This window comes from Streptomyces sp. AJS327 (genome assembly GCF_013450295.1).
Lineage (GTDB): Bacteria > Actinomycetota > Actinomycetes > Streptomycetales > Streptomycetaceae > Streptomyces.
Map to the genome: position 1 here is coordinate 687394 of NZ_SKBR01000002.1, position 14843 is coordinate 702236.

The 14843-nt window shown below is 73.2% G+C and carries 9 protein-coding genes; 8 read left to right on the top strand and 1 reads right to left on the bottom strand.

The annotated features are described in order from the left end of the window. The first annotated feature begins 35 nt into the window (after positions 1 to 35). The 6 genes from E0L36_RS12730 to serA all read left to right on the top strand — a co-directional run bounded on the left by E0L36_RS12730 (position 36) and on the right by serA (position 10315). Entirely contained in the window at positions 36 to 1022 is a 987-nt protein-coding gene (locus E0L36_RS12730) for a 2-hydroxyacid dehydrogenase (protein WP_180929134.1), read from the top strand. 169 nt (positions 1023 to 1191) lie between these two features. Continuing rightward, entirely contained in the window at positions 1192 to 4590 is a 3399-nt protein-coding gene (locus tag E0L36_RS12735) for a bifunctional diguanylate cyclase/phosphodiesterase (RefSeq protein WP_258016153.1), read from the top strand. Positions 4591 to 4830: 240 nt separating this feature from the next. Next, a complete protein-coding gene (locus tag E0L36_RS12740) occupies positions 4831 to 6693 on the top strand; it encodes an acetolactate synthase large subunit (RefSeq protein WP_180929135.1) in 1863 nt (620 codons plus the stop codon). Between the two features lie 23 nt (positions 6694 to 6716). Further along, positions 6717 to 7241: an acetolactate synthase small subunit gene (gene ilvN / locus E0L36_RS12745; protein ID WP_180929136.1), complete on the top strand. Its 525-nt coding sequence runs from the start codon at positions 6717 to 6719 to the stop codon at positions 7239 to 7241. A gap of 105 nt (positions 7242 to 7346) precedes the next feature. After that, positions 7347 to 8342: a ketol-acid reductoisomerase gene (gene ilvC, locus E0L36_RS12750; protein ID WP_180929137.1), complete on the top strand. Its 996-nt coding sequence runs from the start codon at positions 7347 to 7349 to the stop codon at positions 8340 to 8342. 383 nt (positions 8343 to 8725) lie between these two features. After that, positions 8726 to 10315, top strand: a complete 1590-nt coding sequence (serA, locus tag E0L36_RS12755; RefSeq protein WP_308416742.1) for a phosphoglycerate dehydrogenase — start codon at positions 8726 to 8728, stop codon at positions 10313 to 10315. Between the two features lie 95 nt (positions 10316 to 10410). Here the strand turns inward: serA and E0L36_RS12760 are convergent, their stop codons facing one another. Further along, positions 10411 to 11811 (bottom strand): CdaR family transcriptional regulator, encoded by a 1401-nt coding sequence (locus E0L36_RS12760; RefSeq protein ID WP_180929139.1) that lies wholly within the window; start codon positions 11809 to 11811, stop codon positions 10411 to 10413. Positions 11812 to 12055: 244 nt separating this feature from the next. On the opposite strand from E0L36_RS12760, the gene E0L36_RS12765 reads away from it, so the two are divergent. Together E0L36_RS12765 and pruA are read left to right on the top strand one after the other, a co-directional pair. Further along, positions 12056 to 12982, top strand: coding sequence for a proline dehydrogenase family protein (locus E0L36_RS12765; protein ID WP_180929140.1), 927 nt, complete (start codon positions 12056 to 12058; stop codon positions 12980 to 12982). 81 nt (positions 12983 to 13063) lie between these two features. After that, entirely contained in the window at positions 13064 to 14695 is a 1632-nt protein-coding gene (pruA, locus tag E0L36_RS12770; protein WP_180929141.1) for an L-glutamate gamma-semialdehyde dehydrogenase, read from the top strand. The last annotated feature ends 148 nt before the right edge of the window (positions 14696 to 14843 follow it).

The following is a 14843-nucleotide window of genomic DNA, read 5'->3' on the forward strand; positions in this document are numbered from 1 at the left end:
CTACGGGCTCCGTCACAGAGGCATAGGCTCTGACCATGGCCTCACCTCCGCACCCCGGTACCCGCCCCGCACCACCCCGTCCCGGGGCCGGGGACGTCTGGCTCCCGATACCGCCCGAGAGCGTCGAGGGCCTGCCGGACGGACTTGCGTGCCACTTCTGGGACGGACAGCGGGACTTCCCCGCCGATCCCGCGCGGTGTGCCTTCTACGTCACGCCCTATATGCGGGGGGCGGAGGTCGCCGTACGGCCGCTGCGGCAGATGACGCAGCTCAGGGTGGTACAGACGCTCACGGCCGGCGTCGATCACGTGCTTCCGGCGCTGCCCGATCTGCCGAGCGGGACGGTCCTGTGCAACGCCCGCGGGGTACACGACGCCAGCACCGCCGAGCTGGCCCTGGCGCTGACCCTCGCCTCCCTCCGTCACCTGCCGGAATTCGTGCGCGCCCAGGAGGAGGAGAGCTGGCGGCCCGGGGTCCACCGGGCGCTCGCCGACTCCACCGTGCTGATCGTCGGCTACGGGTCCATAGGGGCCGCCATCGAGGAGCGGCTGCTGCCCTTCGAGGTCGGATCCGTCCTCCGCGTCGCGCGAACTCCCAGGTCAGCGCCGCGAGGACCGGTGCGGTCCACGGCGGAGCTGCCCGAACTGCTGCCGCTGGCCGACGTGGTGATCCTCTCCGTCCCGCTCACCGAGGAGACCACGCGGCTGGTGGACGCCGCCTTCCTCGGCCGGATGCGGGACGGATCGTCGCTGGTCAACGTCGCGCGCGGGGCCGTCGTGGACACCGGGGCGCTGCTGCGCGAGCTGGAGTCCGGCCGGCTGCGCGCGGCGCTGGACGTCACGGACCCCGAGCCGCTGCCGCCCGGGCACCCGCTCTGGCGGGCGCCGGGTGCCCTGGTCACACCGCATGTGGGCGGCCCCACGACCGCCTTCCCGCCGCGCGCCCGGCGACTGCTGCGGAGCCAGCTGAACCGCTGGGTGACGGGTGAGCCGCTGGAGCACACCGTGGCGGTCGCCGACTGAGCAGACGGCCTCCCGTACCCGTCATCGCGACGCTACGGATGGGTAGAACTCCGCGCTGTACCTGAAGCTCGCTATCCGTCACCGTCTGTATTGGCGCTATGTCCCTGAGTGACGGACTCGTGTATTGTCCGACGGGGGCGAAAACGGACACGAGGGGGGCGACGGGCGAATGCACGACCCATGGACGAACCACCGGATGCGGTACGCGGGGAGCACCCAGGAAGCGCGGCCCGGGGTCCGACGGGCCATTGGCACACTGGAGACGGCACCCTGCCGCGGCACCGCCCGGACGGCCCACCAGCCGTCCCTGACCGCCACCGGCCCGGCCGTCCCCCGCACCGCCCAGGCGGCGGACGCGGTGGGCACGGCGGGCACCGCGAACACCCCGTGGCGCCCCGCCACCGTAGGTGACGACCGGGCGCGCGGCACCCGGCTGAACGGCGCGCTGCCACAGCTCTGCCTCGCCGCCGTCTGCGCCGCCTACGCGGTGGGCGCGGCCCTCGGCTGGGGCTCGCCCCGCATCGCCCTGGTGATGGGGGACTTCGGACTGGCGGGCGCGGCCCTGATCGCCGCGGTCTCCTGCCTCTGGTACGCGCGCACCCGCCGCGACCACGGGACGCACCGTCCCCAGCGCGGCCACGCCGAGGGCCCCTCCCGCCGGAGCGACACCCGCCCGGCCTGGCTGCTCTTCGGCGTCTCCTCGCTGATGGTCTGCCTCGGCAACGCGATCTGGGGCTGGCACGAGGTGGTGCGGGGCGAGCCCGTCCCGCAGCCCTCCCTCGCCGACTTCTGCTTCCTGCTCTTCGCGCCGCCCGCCATCGTCGGACTGCTCGTGCTGGCCAAGCGCCCGGTCACCCGCGCCGGCTGGGTCTGTCTCGGGCTGGACGCCTGGCTGATCGGCGGCTCCCTGCTCACCCTCTCCTGGTCGCTGGCGCTGGCCCACACCGCGCCCTGGGAGGACGGCTCGGTGGCCAGGGCCGCCCTCAACCTCGCCTACCCGCTGCTCGACATCGTGCTGGTCAGCATGGTGCTGGCGCTGCACTTCCGGCGGAACTCCGCGCACCGCAGCGCGGTCAACACCGCCGTCGGCGCCCTCGCGCTCACCGTCCTGTGTGACGCGATGTTCACCTCGCCACTGTTGCGCGAGCACTACGCCTCCGGGCAGCTGCTGGACGCCGGCTGGTTCGCCGGTTCGCTGCTGCTGGCCTACGCGCCCTGGGTCGGTGTCCGGGAGAGCGCCGCGGACGCCGTCCGGCGCCCCGTCGGCACCACCCGGGCCAACGCCCGGCGCGGGGCGGCGGCACCCGGGCGGGGAGCCCTCACCGGAGCCCCCGGCCGGGCGGACGAGCCGGGCCGGCCGCTCGCCGGTTCGCTGGCGGCGCTCACCCCGTACCTCGCCGCCGCGGTCTGCACCCTGGGCATCCTGTACAACTCGCTGGACGGCCAGAAGATCGACCGCGTGGTGCTGTTCACCGGCTGCGCCGTGGTCCTCGCGCTCGTGGTGCGGCAGGGCATCATGCTGCTGGACAACATCACCCTCACCCACGAACTCGCCCGCCAGGAGAGCCACTTCCGCTCCCTGGTGCAGGGTTCCAGCGACGTCATCATGATCGCCGCCGCGGACGGCACGCTGCGCTACGTCTCCCCGGCCGCCGCCGGGGTCTACGGCCGCGACGCCGACCGGCTGGTGGGCACCGAACTCCGCGCGCTGATCCACGCCGAGGACCTGAGTGGGGTCCTGCACGAGCTGCGCCGCTTCCTCGCCGCCCCGTCCGAGCAGGAGCCGTCCACCCGCATCGAGTGCCGCTTCCGGCACGGCGACGGGCACTGGCTCAACATCGAGTCGACCGTCAACCGGTACCAGGGCGGCCTGATCTTCAACAGCCGCGATGTCACCGAACGTGTCCGGCTCCAGGCCCAGTTGCAGCACAGCGCCTCCCACGACGCCCTCACCGACCTGCCCAACCGCGCCCTGTTCACCGAGCGGGTGCGCGGCGCCCTCGCCGGACGGCGCGGCGGCGACGGCGAGACGGCCGTCCTCTTCATCGACCTCGACGGCTTCAAGGCGGTCAACGACACCCACGGCCACCAGGCGGGCGACGAACTGCTGGTGCACGCGGCCCGGCGGCTGCGCGAGTCGGTCCGCGCCGGGGACACCGCCGCCCGGCTGGGCGGAGACGAGTTCGCGGTGCTGATCGTCGGCGGCGGGGACACCGCCTGGCGGGACGCGGCCGAGCGCGAACTGCGGATCCACGAGATCGCCGACCGGCTGCGCCTCACCCTCTCCGAGCCGTACCTCGTCGAGGGCACCGAGATGCGGGTCGCCGCCTCCATCGGCATCGCCTTCGCCGAACCGGGCATCTCGCCCGCCTCCCTGATGCGCAACGCCGACCTCGCGATGTACCGCGCCAAGCAGGCGGGCAAGGGCCGGGTGGAGCTGTACGCGCCGCAGATGCAGGCCGAGGTGGTCCAGCGCGCCGAGCTGACCGTCCGGCTGCGCAGCGCCCTGCACGACGGCGAGTTCACCGTGCTGCACCAGCCCATCGTCGAACTGTCCAGCGGCAAGGTCACCGCCGTCGCCGCCCAGGCCCGCTGGCGTTCCCCCCAGGGGCTGCTGCTCACCCCGGAGGAGTTCCTGCGCTCCGAGCACTCCCCGGCCCGTGGCGAGGTGGGCACGCGCGGCGGCGCCGACCGTGGCGGGGAGGTGGACCGCTGGCTGCTGGAGGAGGCGGTGGAGCAGGCGGTGGCCCGGCACGCCGCCGGACTGGCCGCCCCGGTCAGCGTCCGGATCCCGGCCAGCCTGCTGGCTGACGACCCCGGCCCGGCCGCCGCCACCGGGATCGAGGCCCTGATCAGCCGCTCCGGGCTGCCCTCCGGAGCCCTGATACTGGGCCTGTACGGCATCGACGAGCGCGTCCCGCTCGACACCCTGGAGCGCCGGCTGGCGACCCTGCGGCGGATGGGCGTGTGCATCGCGCTGGACGGCGCCGGCGGCGGCGGAGACGTCCTGCCCGCGCTGCGCCGCCTCCCGGTGGACATACTCCGCCTAGACCGAGGGCTGGTCGCGGGGCTCACCACCTCCGCCCGGCAGCGCAAGATCACAGCGGGGCTGCTCCGGATGGCCGCCGACCTCGGGGTGGCCACCGTCGCCGACGGCGTGGACATGCCGGAGCAGGCGGCGGCGCTGCGGGAGATGGGCTGCTCGCATGCGCAGGGCGTGGTCTTCTCCGGTCCGCTGGAGGAACGACGGCTCCGGGGGGCCTTGCTCCGGGGCGTCCGCGCGCTGCCCGAGACCGCGCCCCCGTCCGCCCCGCGGCCCAACAGCGCGCCAGCGCGTGCCGCCGCGCGCTCCATGGTGGTGGCGGGCTCCCTGCCGCTGAGTGGCGCGGTGCCGATGGCGCGGTCCAAGAGCGGTCCCGCCCGGCCCGGCGGGAGCGGTGCCCGGTCGGGCCCGGGCGGTGGGCGGCCGGGCGCGGGACCGGCCCGGCAGGGGGGCCCGGGGGTGCCCGAGGCGGTCCGGCACACCCCGGTGTGCTCGAATGCTGAGACGTCCGTCCCACCCACTTGACACTCCGTGCACGGCGGGGGGATGGTCGGTGCCATGCGCACCCGAATTCTCGTACTTGGACGGCGCGTCGGCTGACCGGGGCATCTCTCGCCCCGACCCCTCAGCGGCGCGCTTCCCCTCGCTTGCCTTGTGGCACGAGGGGTTTTTTGTTGCATCAGCGCCGGCCAGCACGCGCCCAGAGCACTCCGAACGAACGTCACCCCCTCCTCACTCTCCGAACTCTCCGAGAAGAGACAAGCGATGACCGAGCAGGCCACCGGGGCCCCCAAACCGCAGCCGCGGCCCCGCAGCGGCGGATCCCAGCAGCAGCCCGCAGCAGCCAGCGCAGGCGAGCGTATGACGGGCGCCCAGTCCCTCATCCGCTCCCTTGAGGAAGTCGGCGTCGACACGGTATTCGGCATTCCCGGAGGCGCGATCCTCCCGGCGTACGACCCGATGATGGACTCCGGCCGGGTCCGCCACGTGCTGGTGCGGCACGAGCAGGGCGCGGGCCACGCGGCCACCGGTTACGCGCAGGCCACCGGCAAGGTCGGAGTGTGCATGGCCACCTCGGGGCCCGGTGCCACCAACCTCGTCACGCCGATCGCGGACGCGCACATGGACTCCGTCCCGATGGTGGCGATCACCGGGCAGGTCGCGTCCGCCGCGATCGGTACCGACGCCTTCCAGGAAGCTGACATCTGCGGCATCACCATGCCCGTCACCAAGCACAACTTCCTGGTCACCGATGGGGCGGAGATCCCGCGCACCATCGCCGAGGCGTTCCACGTCGCCTCCACCGGCCGTCCCGGCCCGGTGCTGGTGGACATCGCGAAGGACGCGCTCCAGGGGACCACCGTCTTCAGCTGGCCCCCGGCCGCCGACCTGCCGGGCTACCGTCCGGTGACCAAGCCGCACGGCAAGCAGATCCGGGAGGCCGCGCGGCTGGTCCGGGACGCCCGCCGCCCGGTGCTCTACGTCGGCGGCGGGGTGCTGAAGTCCGGGGCCACCGCCGAGCTGAAGGTGCTCGCCGAGCTGACCGGCGCCCCGGTGACCACCACCCTGATGGGGATCGGCGCGTTCCCGGACAGCCACCCCCAGCACCTGGGGATGCCCGGGATGCACGGCACCGTCGCGGCGGTGACCGCGCTCCAGAAGGCCGACCTGATCGTGGCGCTCGGTGCCCGCTTCGACGACCGGGTGACGGGCCGACTGGACTCCTTCGCGCCCCACGCGAAGGTGGTGCACGCCGACATCGACCCGGCCGAGATCGGCAAGAACCGCGCCGCCGACGTGCCCATCGTGGGCGACGCGCGGGAGGTCCTGGCGGACCTGATCGTGGCCGTCCAGAGCGAGCTGGAGGGGAACGCCGAGGCGGGCTCCGGCTACCCGGAGTGGTGGGCGCTGCTGAACCGCTGGCGCGAGGCGTACCCGCTGGGCTACGACCTGCCACGGGACGGTTCGCTGGCCCCGCAGCAGGTGATCGAGCGGCTCGGTCAGCTCGCCCCCGAGGGCACCGTGTTCGCCGCCGGGGTCGGCCAGCACCAGATGTGGGCCGCGCACTTCATCCGCTACGAGAAGCCCGCGACCTGGCTGAACTCCGGTGGGCTCGGCACCATGGGTTACGCCGTCCCGGCCGCCCTCGGCGCCAAGACGGGCAGCCCGGAGAGCACCGTCTGGGCGGTCGACGGCGACGGCTGCTTCCAGATGACCAACCAGGAGCTGGCCACCGCCGCGCTGAACAACATCCCGATCAAGGTCGCGATCATCAACAACGGGGCGCTGGGCATGGTGCGCCAGTGGCAGACCCTGTTCTACAACCAGCGCTACTCCAACACCGTGCTGCACGAGGGCGCGGGCGCCGGGCACGGCAGGGGCACCCGCTGTCCCGACTTCGTGAAGCTGGCCGAGGCCATGGGGTGCGTCGGGCTGCGCTGCGAGGACCCGGAGGAGCTGGACGCCGTCATCGAGAAGGCCAACGCGATCAACGACCGGCCGGTCGTGGTGGACTTCATCGTGCACGAGGACGCCATGGTCTGGCCCATGGTCGCGGCGGGCACCTCCAACGACGAGGTCATGGCGGCGCGCGGCGTGCGCCCCGACTTCGGCGACAGCGACGACTGAGTACGAGAACGGAGTCCCTCCCGATGTCCAAGCACACGCTCTCCGTTCTGGTGGAGAACACCCCCGGCATCCTGGCGCGGATCGCCTCGCTCTTCTCCCGTCGCGGGTTCAACATCGACTCGCTCGCCGTCGGTGTCACCGAGCACCCCGACATCTCGCGCATCACCATCGTGGTGAACGTCGAGGACCTGCCGCTGGAGCAGGTCACCAAGCAGCTCAACAAGCTGGTCAACGTCCTCAAGATCGTGGAGTTGGAGCCCGCCGCCGCGGTCCAGCGCGAGCTGGTCCTGGTGAAGGTGCGCTCCGACAACCAGACGCGTTCGCAGATCGTCGAGATCGTCTCGCTCTTCCGGGCGAAGACCGTCGACGTCTCCCCCGAGGCCGTCACCATCGAGGCGACAGGCAGCAGCGACAAGCTCGAAGCCATGCTCAAGATGCTGGAACCGTACGGCATCAAGGAACTCGTGCAGTCCGGCACGATCGCCATCGGACGCGGAGCACGCTCCATCACCGACCGGAGCCTGCGGTCCCTCGACCGGACCGCGTGAGCCCTCCGTAGCACCGCGCCGTCCCGAACCCGGCGGACCGCATAGGTTGGGGCGGCGGAGTTCCGTACATCCGCACCACATACGTAAAGCAAGGAGATATCCGACGTGGCCGAGCTGTTCTACGACGACGACGCCGACCTGTCCATCATCCAGGGCCGCAAGGTGGCGGTTCTCGGCTACGGCAGCCAGGGCCACGCCCACGCGCTGTCGCTCCGCGACTCCGGAGTCGACGTCCGGGTGGGGCTGCACGAGGGCTCGTCCTCCCGCGCCAGGGCCGAGGAGCAGGGCCTGCGGGTGACGACCCCCGCCGAGGCCGCCACCGAGGCGGACGTGATCATGGTGTTGGTGCCGGACCCGATCCAGGCCGCGGTGTACGAGGAGTCCATCGCCCCGCACCTGCGCCCGGGCGACGCGCTCTTCTTCGGGCACGGCCTCAACGTCCGGTACGGCTTCATCAAGCCGCCGGAGGGCGTGGACGTGTGCATGGTCGCCCCGAAGGGCCCCGGCCACCTGGTCCGCCGCCAGTACGAGGAGGGGCGCGGGGTGCCCTGCATCGCCGCCGTCGAGCAGGACGCCAGCGGTGGCGCCTTCGCCCTGGCCCTCTCCTACGCCAAGGCGATCGGGGGCACCCGGGCGGGCGTGATCAAGACGACCTTCACCGAGGAGACCGAGACCGACCTCTTCGGTGAGCAGGCCGTCCTCTGTGGTGGCACCGCCGCGCTGGTGAAGGCGGGCTTCGAGACCCTGGTCGAGGCCGGGTACCAGCCGGAGATCGCGTACTTCGAGTGCCTGCACGAGCTGAAGCTCATCGTGGACCTGATGTACGAGGGCGGGCTGGAGAAGATGCGCTGGTCGATCTCCGAGACCGCCGAGTGGGGCGACTACGTCAGCGGCCCCCGGGTGGTGAACGAGGCGACCAAGACCGAGATGCGGAAGATCCTCGGCGAGATCCAGGACGGCTCCTTCGCGCAGAACTGGATGAAGGAGTACGCCTCCGGGCTGCCGCGGTACAACGAGTACAAGAAGGCCGACCAGGAGCACCTGCTGGAGACGACCGGCCGCGACCTTCGCAAGCTGATGAGCTGGGTCGACGAGCGCTGAGTCGCCCGGAGTCGGGGCGCGGGGCCGGGCGGTCGGCGCCCGCCCCGGCCCCCCTGGGACGCCACCCCGGACACCGGCCCGGAGCGGTCACGTGCCCGCTCCCGCCGGGGGAGCGAAGCGTTCCGTTTCGCGCGGCGGGGAGGGCCCGTGCCGCCCGCATACCCGCCCGGGGATTGCCCCGGCTCCCCCCTGGGGAGCTTTGTACAAGCGGCCGATCGCGACCCGCTTCGTAGATACACTGCACAGAAAGCGCGCCCAGGCTCACAACGTCGTGCGTCTGCCCTGCGCCCGCGGGGATGACCCCCTCCACCGTCTACGGCCGTCGGGACACGGCTGCCGCACCTCGCCGCCCGCGGGGTGGATCCGCCAGGACTGGAGACCACGTGAGCAAGCCCGTAGTACTGATCGCTGAAGAGCTCTCGCCCGCCACCGTCGACGCCCTCGGACCGGACTTCGAGATCCGGCACTGTGACGGCGCCGACCGGGCCGAGCTTCTCTCCGCCATCGCCGAGGTGGACGCCATCCTCGTCCGCTCGGCCACCAAGGTCGACGCCGAGGCCATCGCCGCCGCGTCCCGGCTGAAGGTGGTGGCGCGGGCCGGCGTCGGGCTCGACAACGTCGACGTCCCCGCGGCGACCAAGGCGGGCGTGATGGTGGTGAACGCGCCCACCTCCAACATCGTCACCGCCGCCGAACTCGCCTGCGGGCTGCTGGTCGCGACGGCCCGGAACATCCCGCAGGCCAACGCCGCGCTGAAGAACGGCGAGTGGAAGCGGAGCAAGTACACCGGTGTCGAGCTGAACGAGAAGGTGCTCGGCGTCGTCGGGCTCGGCCGGATCGGGGTGCTGGTCGCCCAGCGGATGTCCGGCTTCGGCATGCAGGTCGTCGCGTACGACCCCTTCGTGCAGCCCGCCCGCGCGGCGCAGATGGGCGTCAAGCTGCTCTCGCTGGACGAGTTGCTGGAGGTGTCGGACTTCATCACCGTGCACCTCCCCAAGACCCCCGAGACCGTGGGCCTGATCGGGGACGAGGCGCTGCACAAGGTGAAGCCCGGCGTCCGCGTCGTCAACGCCGCGCGCGGCGGCATCGTCGACGAGGAGGCGCTGGCCTCCGCGCTGAAGGAGGGCCGGGTCGCCGGGGCCGGGCTGGACGTCTACGCCAGCGAGCCCTGCACGGACTCCCCGCTCTTCGAGTTCGACCAGGTCGTCGCCACCCCGCACCTCGGCGCCTCCACCGGCGAGGCGCAGGAGAAGGCGGGCCTCGCGGTCGCCCGCTCCGTGCGGCTGGCGCTCGCGGGCGAACTCGTCCCGGACGCGGTCAACGTACAGGGCGGGGTCATCGCCGAGGAGGTACGCCCGGCGCTGCCGCTGGCGGAGAAGCTCGGCCGGGTTTTCACCGCGCTGGCCGGGGAGGTCGCGCTCCGGCTGGACGTCGAGGTGTACGGCGACCTCACCCAGCACGACGTCAAGGTCCTCGAACTCTCCGCGCTGAAGGGCGTCTTCGAGGACGTCGTCGACGAGACCGTCTCCTACGTCAACGCGCCGCTCTTCGCCCAGGAGCGCGGGGTGGAGGTGCGGCTCACCACCTCCAGCGAGTTCTCCGAGCACCGCAACGTGGTGACGGTGCGCGGCACCCTGGCCAACGGTGAGAAGGTCTCCGCCTCGGGCACCCTGGCCGGGCCCAAGCACCTCCAGAAGATCGTCGCGATCAACGACCACGACGTCGACCTCGCCCTCGCCGACCACATGGCCTTCCTCCGCTACAGCGACCGCCCCGGCGTCGTCGGCACGGTCGGCCGGATCCTCGGTGAGGCCGGGATCAACATCGCGGGCATGCAGGTCTCCCGCGCGGAGGAGGGCGGCGCCGCGCTGGTCGCGCTCACCGTCGACGACAGCATCGAGCCCGCCGTGCTCCAGGAGATCGCCGGGGAGATCGGCGCCACCAAGGCCCGCGGCGTCGACCTGACCGACTGACCCCCGGCCGCCCCGCGGCCCGCGGAACCCCGCCCCGGCCACCAGCGCCGGGGCGGGGCTGTTCCGTGCCGTTCGGCGAGGACCGCCGCCCCCGTTCACAGCCGGGCGGACTTGAGCGCCATGTGCAGGAGCAGCCGGTGCTCCCCATCGTCCAGGTCGAGGCCGGTGAGCCGCTCCACACGGGAGAGCCGGTAGTACAGCGTCTGCCGGTGGACGCCCAGCACGGCGGCGGTACGGCCCGCCTGGCCCGCGCAGTCCAGGAACGCCTCGGCCGTGCGGGCCATCTCCCGGTGCGCGGGGCTGAGGAGCGCGCGGATCGCCGGGTCGGGAGCGGCGCCGGGCAGGGCGGTGAGCAGCCGGTAGGGCCCGATGGACGTCCAGTCCGCGACCGGTCCCAGCCGGGGTTCGGCCAGGGCGGCCCGCGCCGCGGCGCTCGCCTCCCGCCAGGCCGCGGGCACCTCCCGGAGCCCGGTGCGCGGGGCGCTCACCCCGGCCGCCCGCTCCGGAGGGCCTTCCCCCGGATCCGGCCGGTGCTCCGCGCGGCCGGATCCCGCCACCTCCACGGCGGCGGGACGCTCCTCCCCGGCCTCCACCAGCCGTTCCGCGACGGCCTCGGCGGGGCCGGTACTCCCGGCGGAGCGGAGCCGGACGAGCCCGGCCAGAGCCCCGCGCGGCACGGCCCCCTCCCGCGCCGCACCCCCGTCTCTCCGGCCCGCGCCCCCGCTCTCCGGGGCGGTGCCGCCCGGGGGCGTGCCCGGCTCCCCGCCCTCCAGGCCACACTGCGCGAGCAGCCGCGGGATACCGGAGGGGGCCGGGGGCGGCGCGGTGCCCGGCCCGGTCCGCCCGGTGGCCCAGGGCAGCACGGCGACCACCGCCAGTGGGCCCTCCGCCGCCCCGCCGAGCGCGCCGCCCAACTCGCGCAGCGCCTCCTCGAATCCGGCGCGCCCCGGGTGGCCGGGGCGGTCCGGCGGCCCGGGGCGGTCCGGGGCCCCGGGGTGCGGGCCGCCGCCGGGTGCGCCCTGGAGAACCACCCGCAGCAGCTCACTCACGCGTGCCCCGGCGTGCGCCTCGGAGGCCAGCAGCGCCCCGATGCGCTCCGCGGTCGCCATCGCGGCCGTCACCCGGGGGCCGGTCAGCTCCAGCGTGCCGTCGTCCAGCAGCCAGACGTAGCCGTAGACGACGCCCCGGTGGCGGGCGGGGAGGCAGATCCGGCCGTGGACCACGCCCGCGGCCGGGTCCGGCGGGATGCGCACCGGCCCGGTGGCCCGGGTGATACCGAACCGCTCGAACCAGGCGCGGACCGCGGAGGTGGAGCGGCGCTGGAGGATCGAGCGGGTGCGGACGGGGTCCAGGGCGAGGTCGGACGGTTCGCTCCGGCCGTCCCCGCCGCCGTGCGCGCCGAAGGCGATCAGCGCGAAGTCCCGCCCCTCCAGCGTCGCGGGGCTGGCGAGCAGCGCGCACACCTCGTCGATCAGGCTCTGGTAGTCCTCGCGCACATCGCCTCCGTCCGCGCCGGTTCTCGTCCGCTCCCGTGGCCCACGGCGGGCTGGCCGCCGACCGGGCCGGGTGGCGCGGCGGGCGGGCTTCCACCGCTCCGGCACACCATTCTCATACAACTGTCTGAGATACGAGCCACGGATGCGTGACAGCTGTCGATGGTTCCGGGACGGCGCGGTCCCTAGGTTCTGCGGTGGCTCCCGGGGTCGACTGAACCGGGTCAGGAACGTCGTGGAGGTGCCCGTGCTCGGTCCCGTCTTTCTCGCCGCCGCGCGGAGCGACACCGTCCGGCGCCTGGTCTCGTCCGCGCCCCCCACCCGCTCCGTCGTCGACCGCTTCGTCGCGGGCGAGCACCTGGACTCCTGCCTGGAGGTGGTGCGCGCGCTGACGGCCCAGGGCATGGAGGTCACCCTGGACCACCTCGGCGAGGACATCGCCAGCCCCGCCGAGGCGACGCGCAGCCGGGACGCCTACCTCGCGCTGGCCCGGGCGCTGGGCGAGCTGGGCCTGGGGGAGCGGGCGGAGATGTCCGTCAAGCTCTCGGCCTTCGGACAGGCCCTGCCCGACGGGGACGACCTCGCCTACCGGCTCGTCCTCCCGGTGGTGGAGGCCGCCGACGCGGCCGGAACCACGGTCACCCTCGACATGGAGGACCACACCACAGTCGACTCGACCCTGGCCATCCACCGCAGGCTCCGCGAACGGTTCCCCGGCACCGGCGCCGTGGTGCAGTCCTACCTCTACCGGACCGAGGACGACTGCCGGGAACTGGCCGCCTCCGGGGCGCGCGTGCGGCTGGTCAAGGGCGCCTACGACGAGCCGTCCACGGTGGCCCACCAGGACAAGCACCAGGTCGACCTGGCCTACGTGCGCTGTCTGCGGGTGCTCATGGAGGGTAAGGGCTACCCCATGGTCGGCTCACATGATCCGCGGCTGGTGGACATCGCCCGGGAACTCGCCCGCGCCTCCGGCCGTGGTCCCGGGGAGTACGAGTACCAGATGCTGTACGGGATCCGCACCGCCGAACAGCGGCGGCTGGTGGCCGAGGGCCACCGGATGCGGGTCTACGTCCCCTACGGCACCGACTGGTACGGCTACTTCATGCGGCGCCTCGCCGAGCGCCCGGCCAACGTGGGCTTCTTCCTGCGCTCGCTGGTCACCCGGGGCTGACCCGCACCGGCGGGGCCCGCCCCGCCTCCGACCCCGACCCCTGATCGCCCTCCCCACCCGACCGAAGGAGAGACGGCAGCCATGGACGCTGTAACCCAGGTACCCGCCCCCTACAACGAGCCGGTCCGCACGTACGCGCCGGGCAGCCCCGAGCGCGCCCGGCTGGAGCGGAAGCTTAAGGAACTGGCCGAGAACCCGCGTGAGCTGCCGATGACTATCGGCGGCGAGCGGCGGATGGGCGGCGGCGAGCGGCACGACGTGGTGCAGCCGCACAACCACCGGGCGGTGATCGGCACCTACGCGACCGCCACCCGGCAGGACGCCCAGGAGGCGATCGACGCCGCGCTGGCCGCCGCCCCCGCCTGGCGCGCGATGTCCTTCGACGACCGCGCCGCGATCATCCTCAAGGCGGCGGAGCTGCTCTCCGGCCCGTGGCGCGAGACCATCGCGGCCTCCACCATGCTCGGGCAGTCGAAGACCGTGCAGCAGGCCGAGATCGACGCGCCCTGCGAGCTGATCGACTTCTGGCGGTTCAACGTCCACTTCGCCCGGGAGTTGCTGGAGGAGCAGCCGCCCATCCAGCCCAAGGGCGTCTGGAACCGGATGGACCACCGTCCGCTGGAGGGCTTCGTCTACGCGATCACGCCGTTCAACTTCACCGCGATCGCGGGCAACCTGCCCACCGCCCCGGCCCTGATGGGCAACGTGGTGGTCTGGAAGCCCTCGCCCACCCAGACCCACTCGGCGGTGCTGCTGATGGAGCTGCTGGAGGAGGCCGGGCTGCCCAAGGGCGTCATCAACCTGGTCACCGGGGACGGCAAGGAGGTCTCCGAGGTCGCGCTGCCGCACCCGGACCTGGCCGGGGTGCACTTCACCGGCTCCACCGCCACCTTCCAGCACCTGTGGCGTACGGTCGGCGAGAACATCGCGGGCTACCGGTCCTACCCGCGGCTGGTCGGCGAGACCGGCGGCAAGGACTTCATCGTCGCGCACCCGACCGCCGACCCGGCGGTGCTGAAGACCGCGATCACCCGTGGCGCCTTCGAGTACCAGGGGCAGAAGTGCTCGGCGGCCTCGCGCGCCTACGTCCCGCGCTCGCTGTGGGACGGCGGCCTGCGGGAGCGGCTCGCGGCCGAGGTCGACGGGCTGAGCATGGGCGACCCGACCGACCTGTCGCACTTCATGTCCGCGGTGATCGACGAGCGCTCCTTCGCGAAGAACAAGGAGGCGATCGACCGGGCGCACGCCGACCCGGCCTGCGAGATCATCGCGGGCGGCAGCTACGACGACAGCGTGGGCTACTTCATCCGCCCGACCGTGCTGACCTGCTCCGACCCGGAGAGCGACTTCTTCAAGACGGAGTTCTTCGGCCCGGTGATCGCCGTCCACGTCTACGAGGACGCGGACTTCGACGCCGTGGTCGACCAGATGGAGTCCGCCTCGGGCTACGCGCTGACCGGCTGTGTGATCGCCCGGGACCGGGCGGTGGCCTCCGAGGTCGCCGGCCGACTGCGGTTCGCCGCCGGGAACTTCTACATCAACGACAAGCCGACCGGCTCCATCGTCGGCCAGCAGCCCTTCGGTGGCGCCCGCGCCTCGGGCACCAACGACAAGGCCGGCTCGAAGTTCAACCTGCTGCGCTGGTCCTCGCCGCGCGCCATCAAGGACACCCAGCTGGCGCCGACCGACTACCGGTACCCGCACATGGACTGACCGGGTTCCGCCCCGTCGCCGTCCCGCCGCGCCGCGCTCCCGTCCCGGGGGCGCGGCGCGGCGGTGTCCGGGCGGGGGCGCGATCCCGCGAGCGCCGACCGCGAACGGGCGCGGGCGGCGCGGGGTGGAAGTCCCGGGGGAGTGGTTG

What these genes read in the sequence shown, in the direction of transcription:
- E0L36_RS12730 (WP_180929134.1), top strand. Translation starts at nt 36, where the DNA reads ATGGCCTCACCTCCGCACCCCGGTACCCGCCCCGCACCACCCCGTCCC.
- E0L36_RS12735 (WP_258016153.1), top strand. Translation starts at nt 1,192, where the DNA reads ATGCACGACCCATGGACGAACCACCGGATGCGGTACGCGGGGAGCACC.
- E0L36_RS12740 (WP_180929135.1), top strand. Translation starts at nt 4,831, where the DNA reads ATGACCGAGCAGGCCACCGGGGCCCCCAAACCGCAGCCGCGGCCCCGC.
- ilvN (WP_180929136.1), top strand. Translation starts at nt 6,717, where the DNA reads ATGTCCAAGCACACGCTCTCCGTTCTGGTGGAGAACACCCCCGGCATC.
- pruA (WP_180929141.1), top strand. Translation starts at nt 13,064, where the DNA reads ATGGACGCTGTAACCCAGGTACCCGCCCCCTACAACGAGCCGGTCCGC.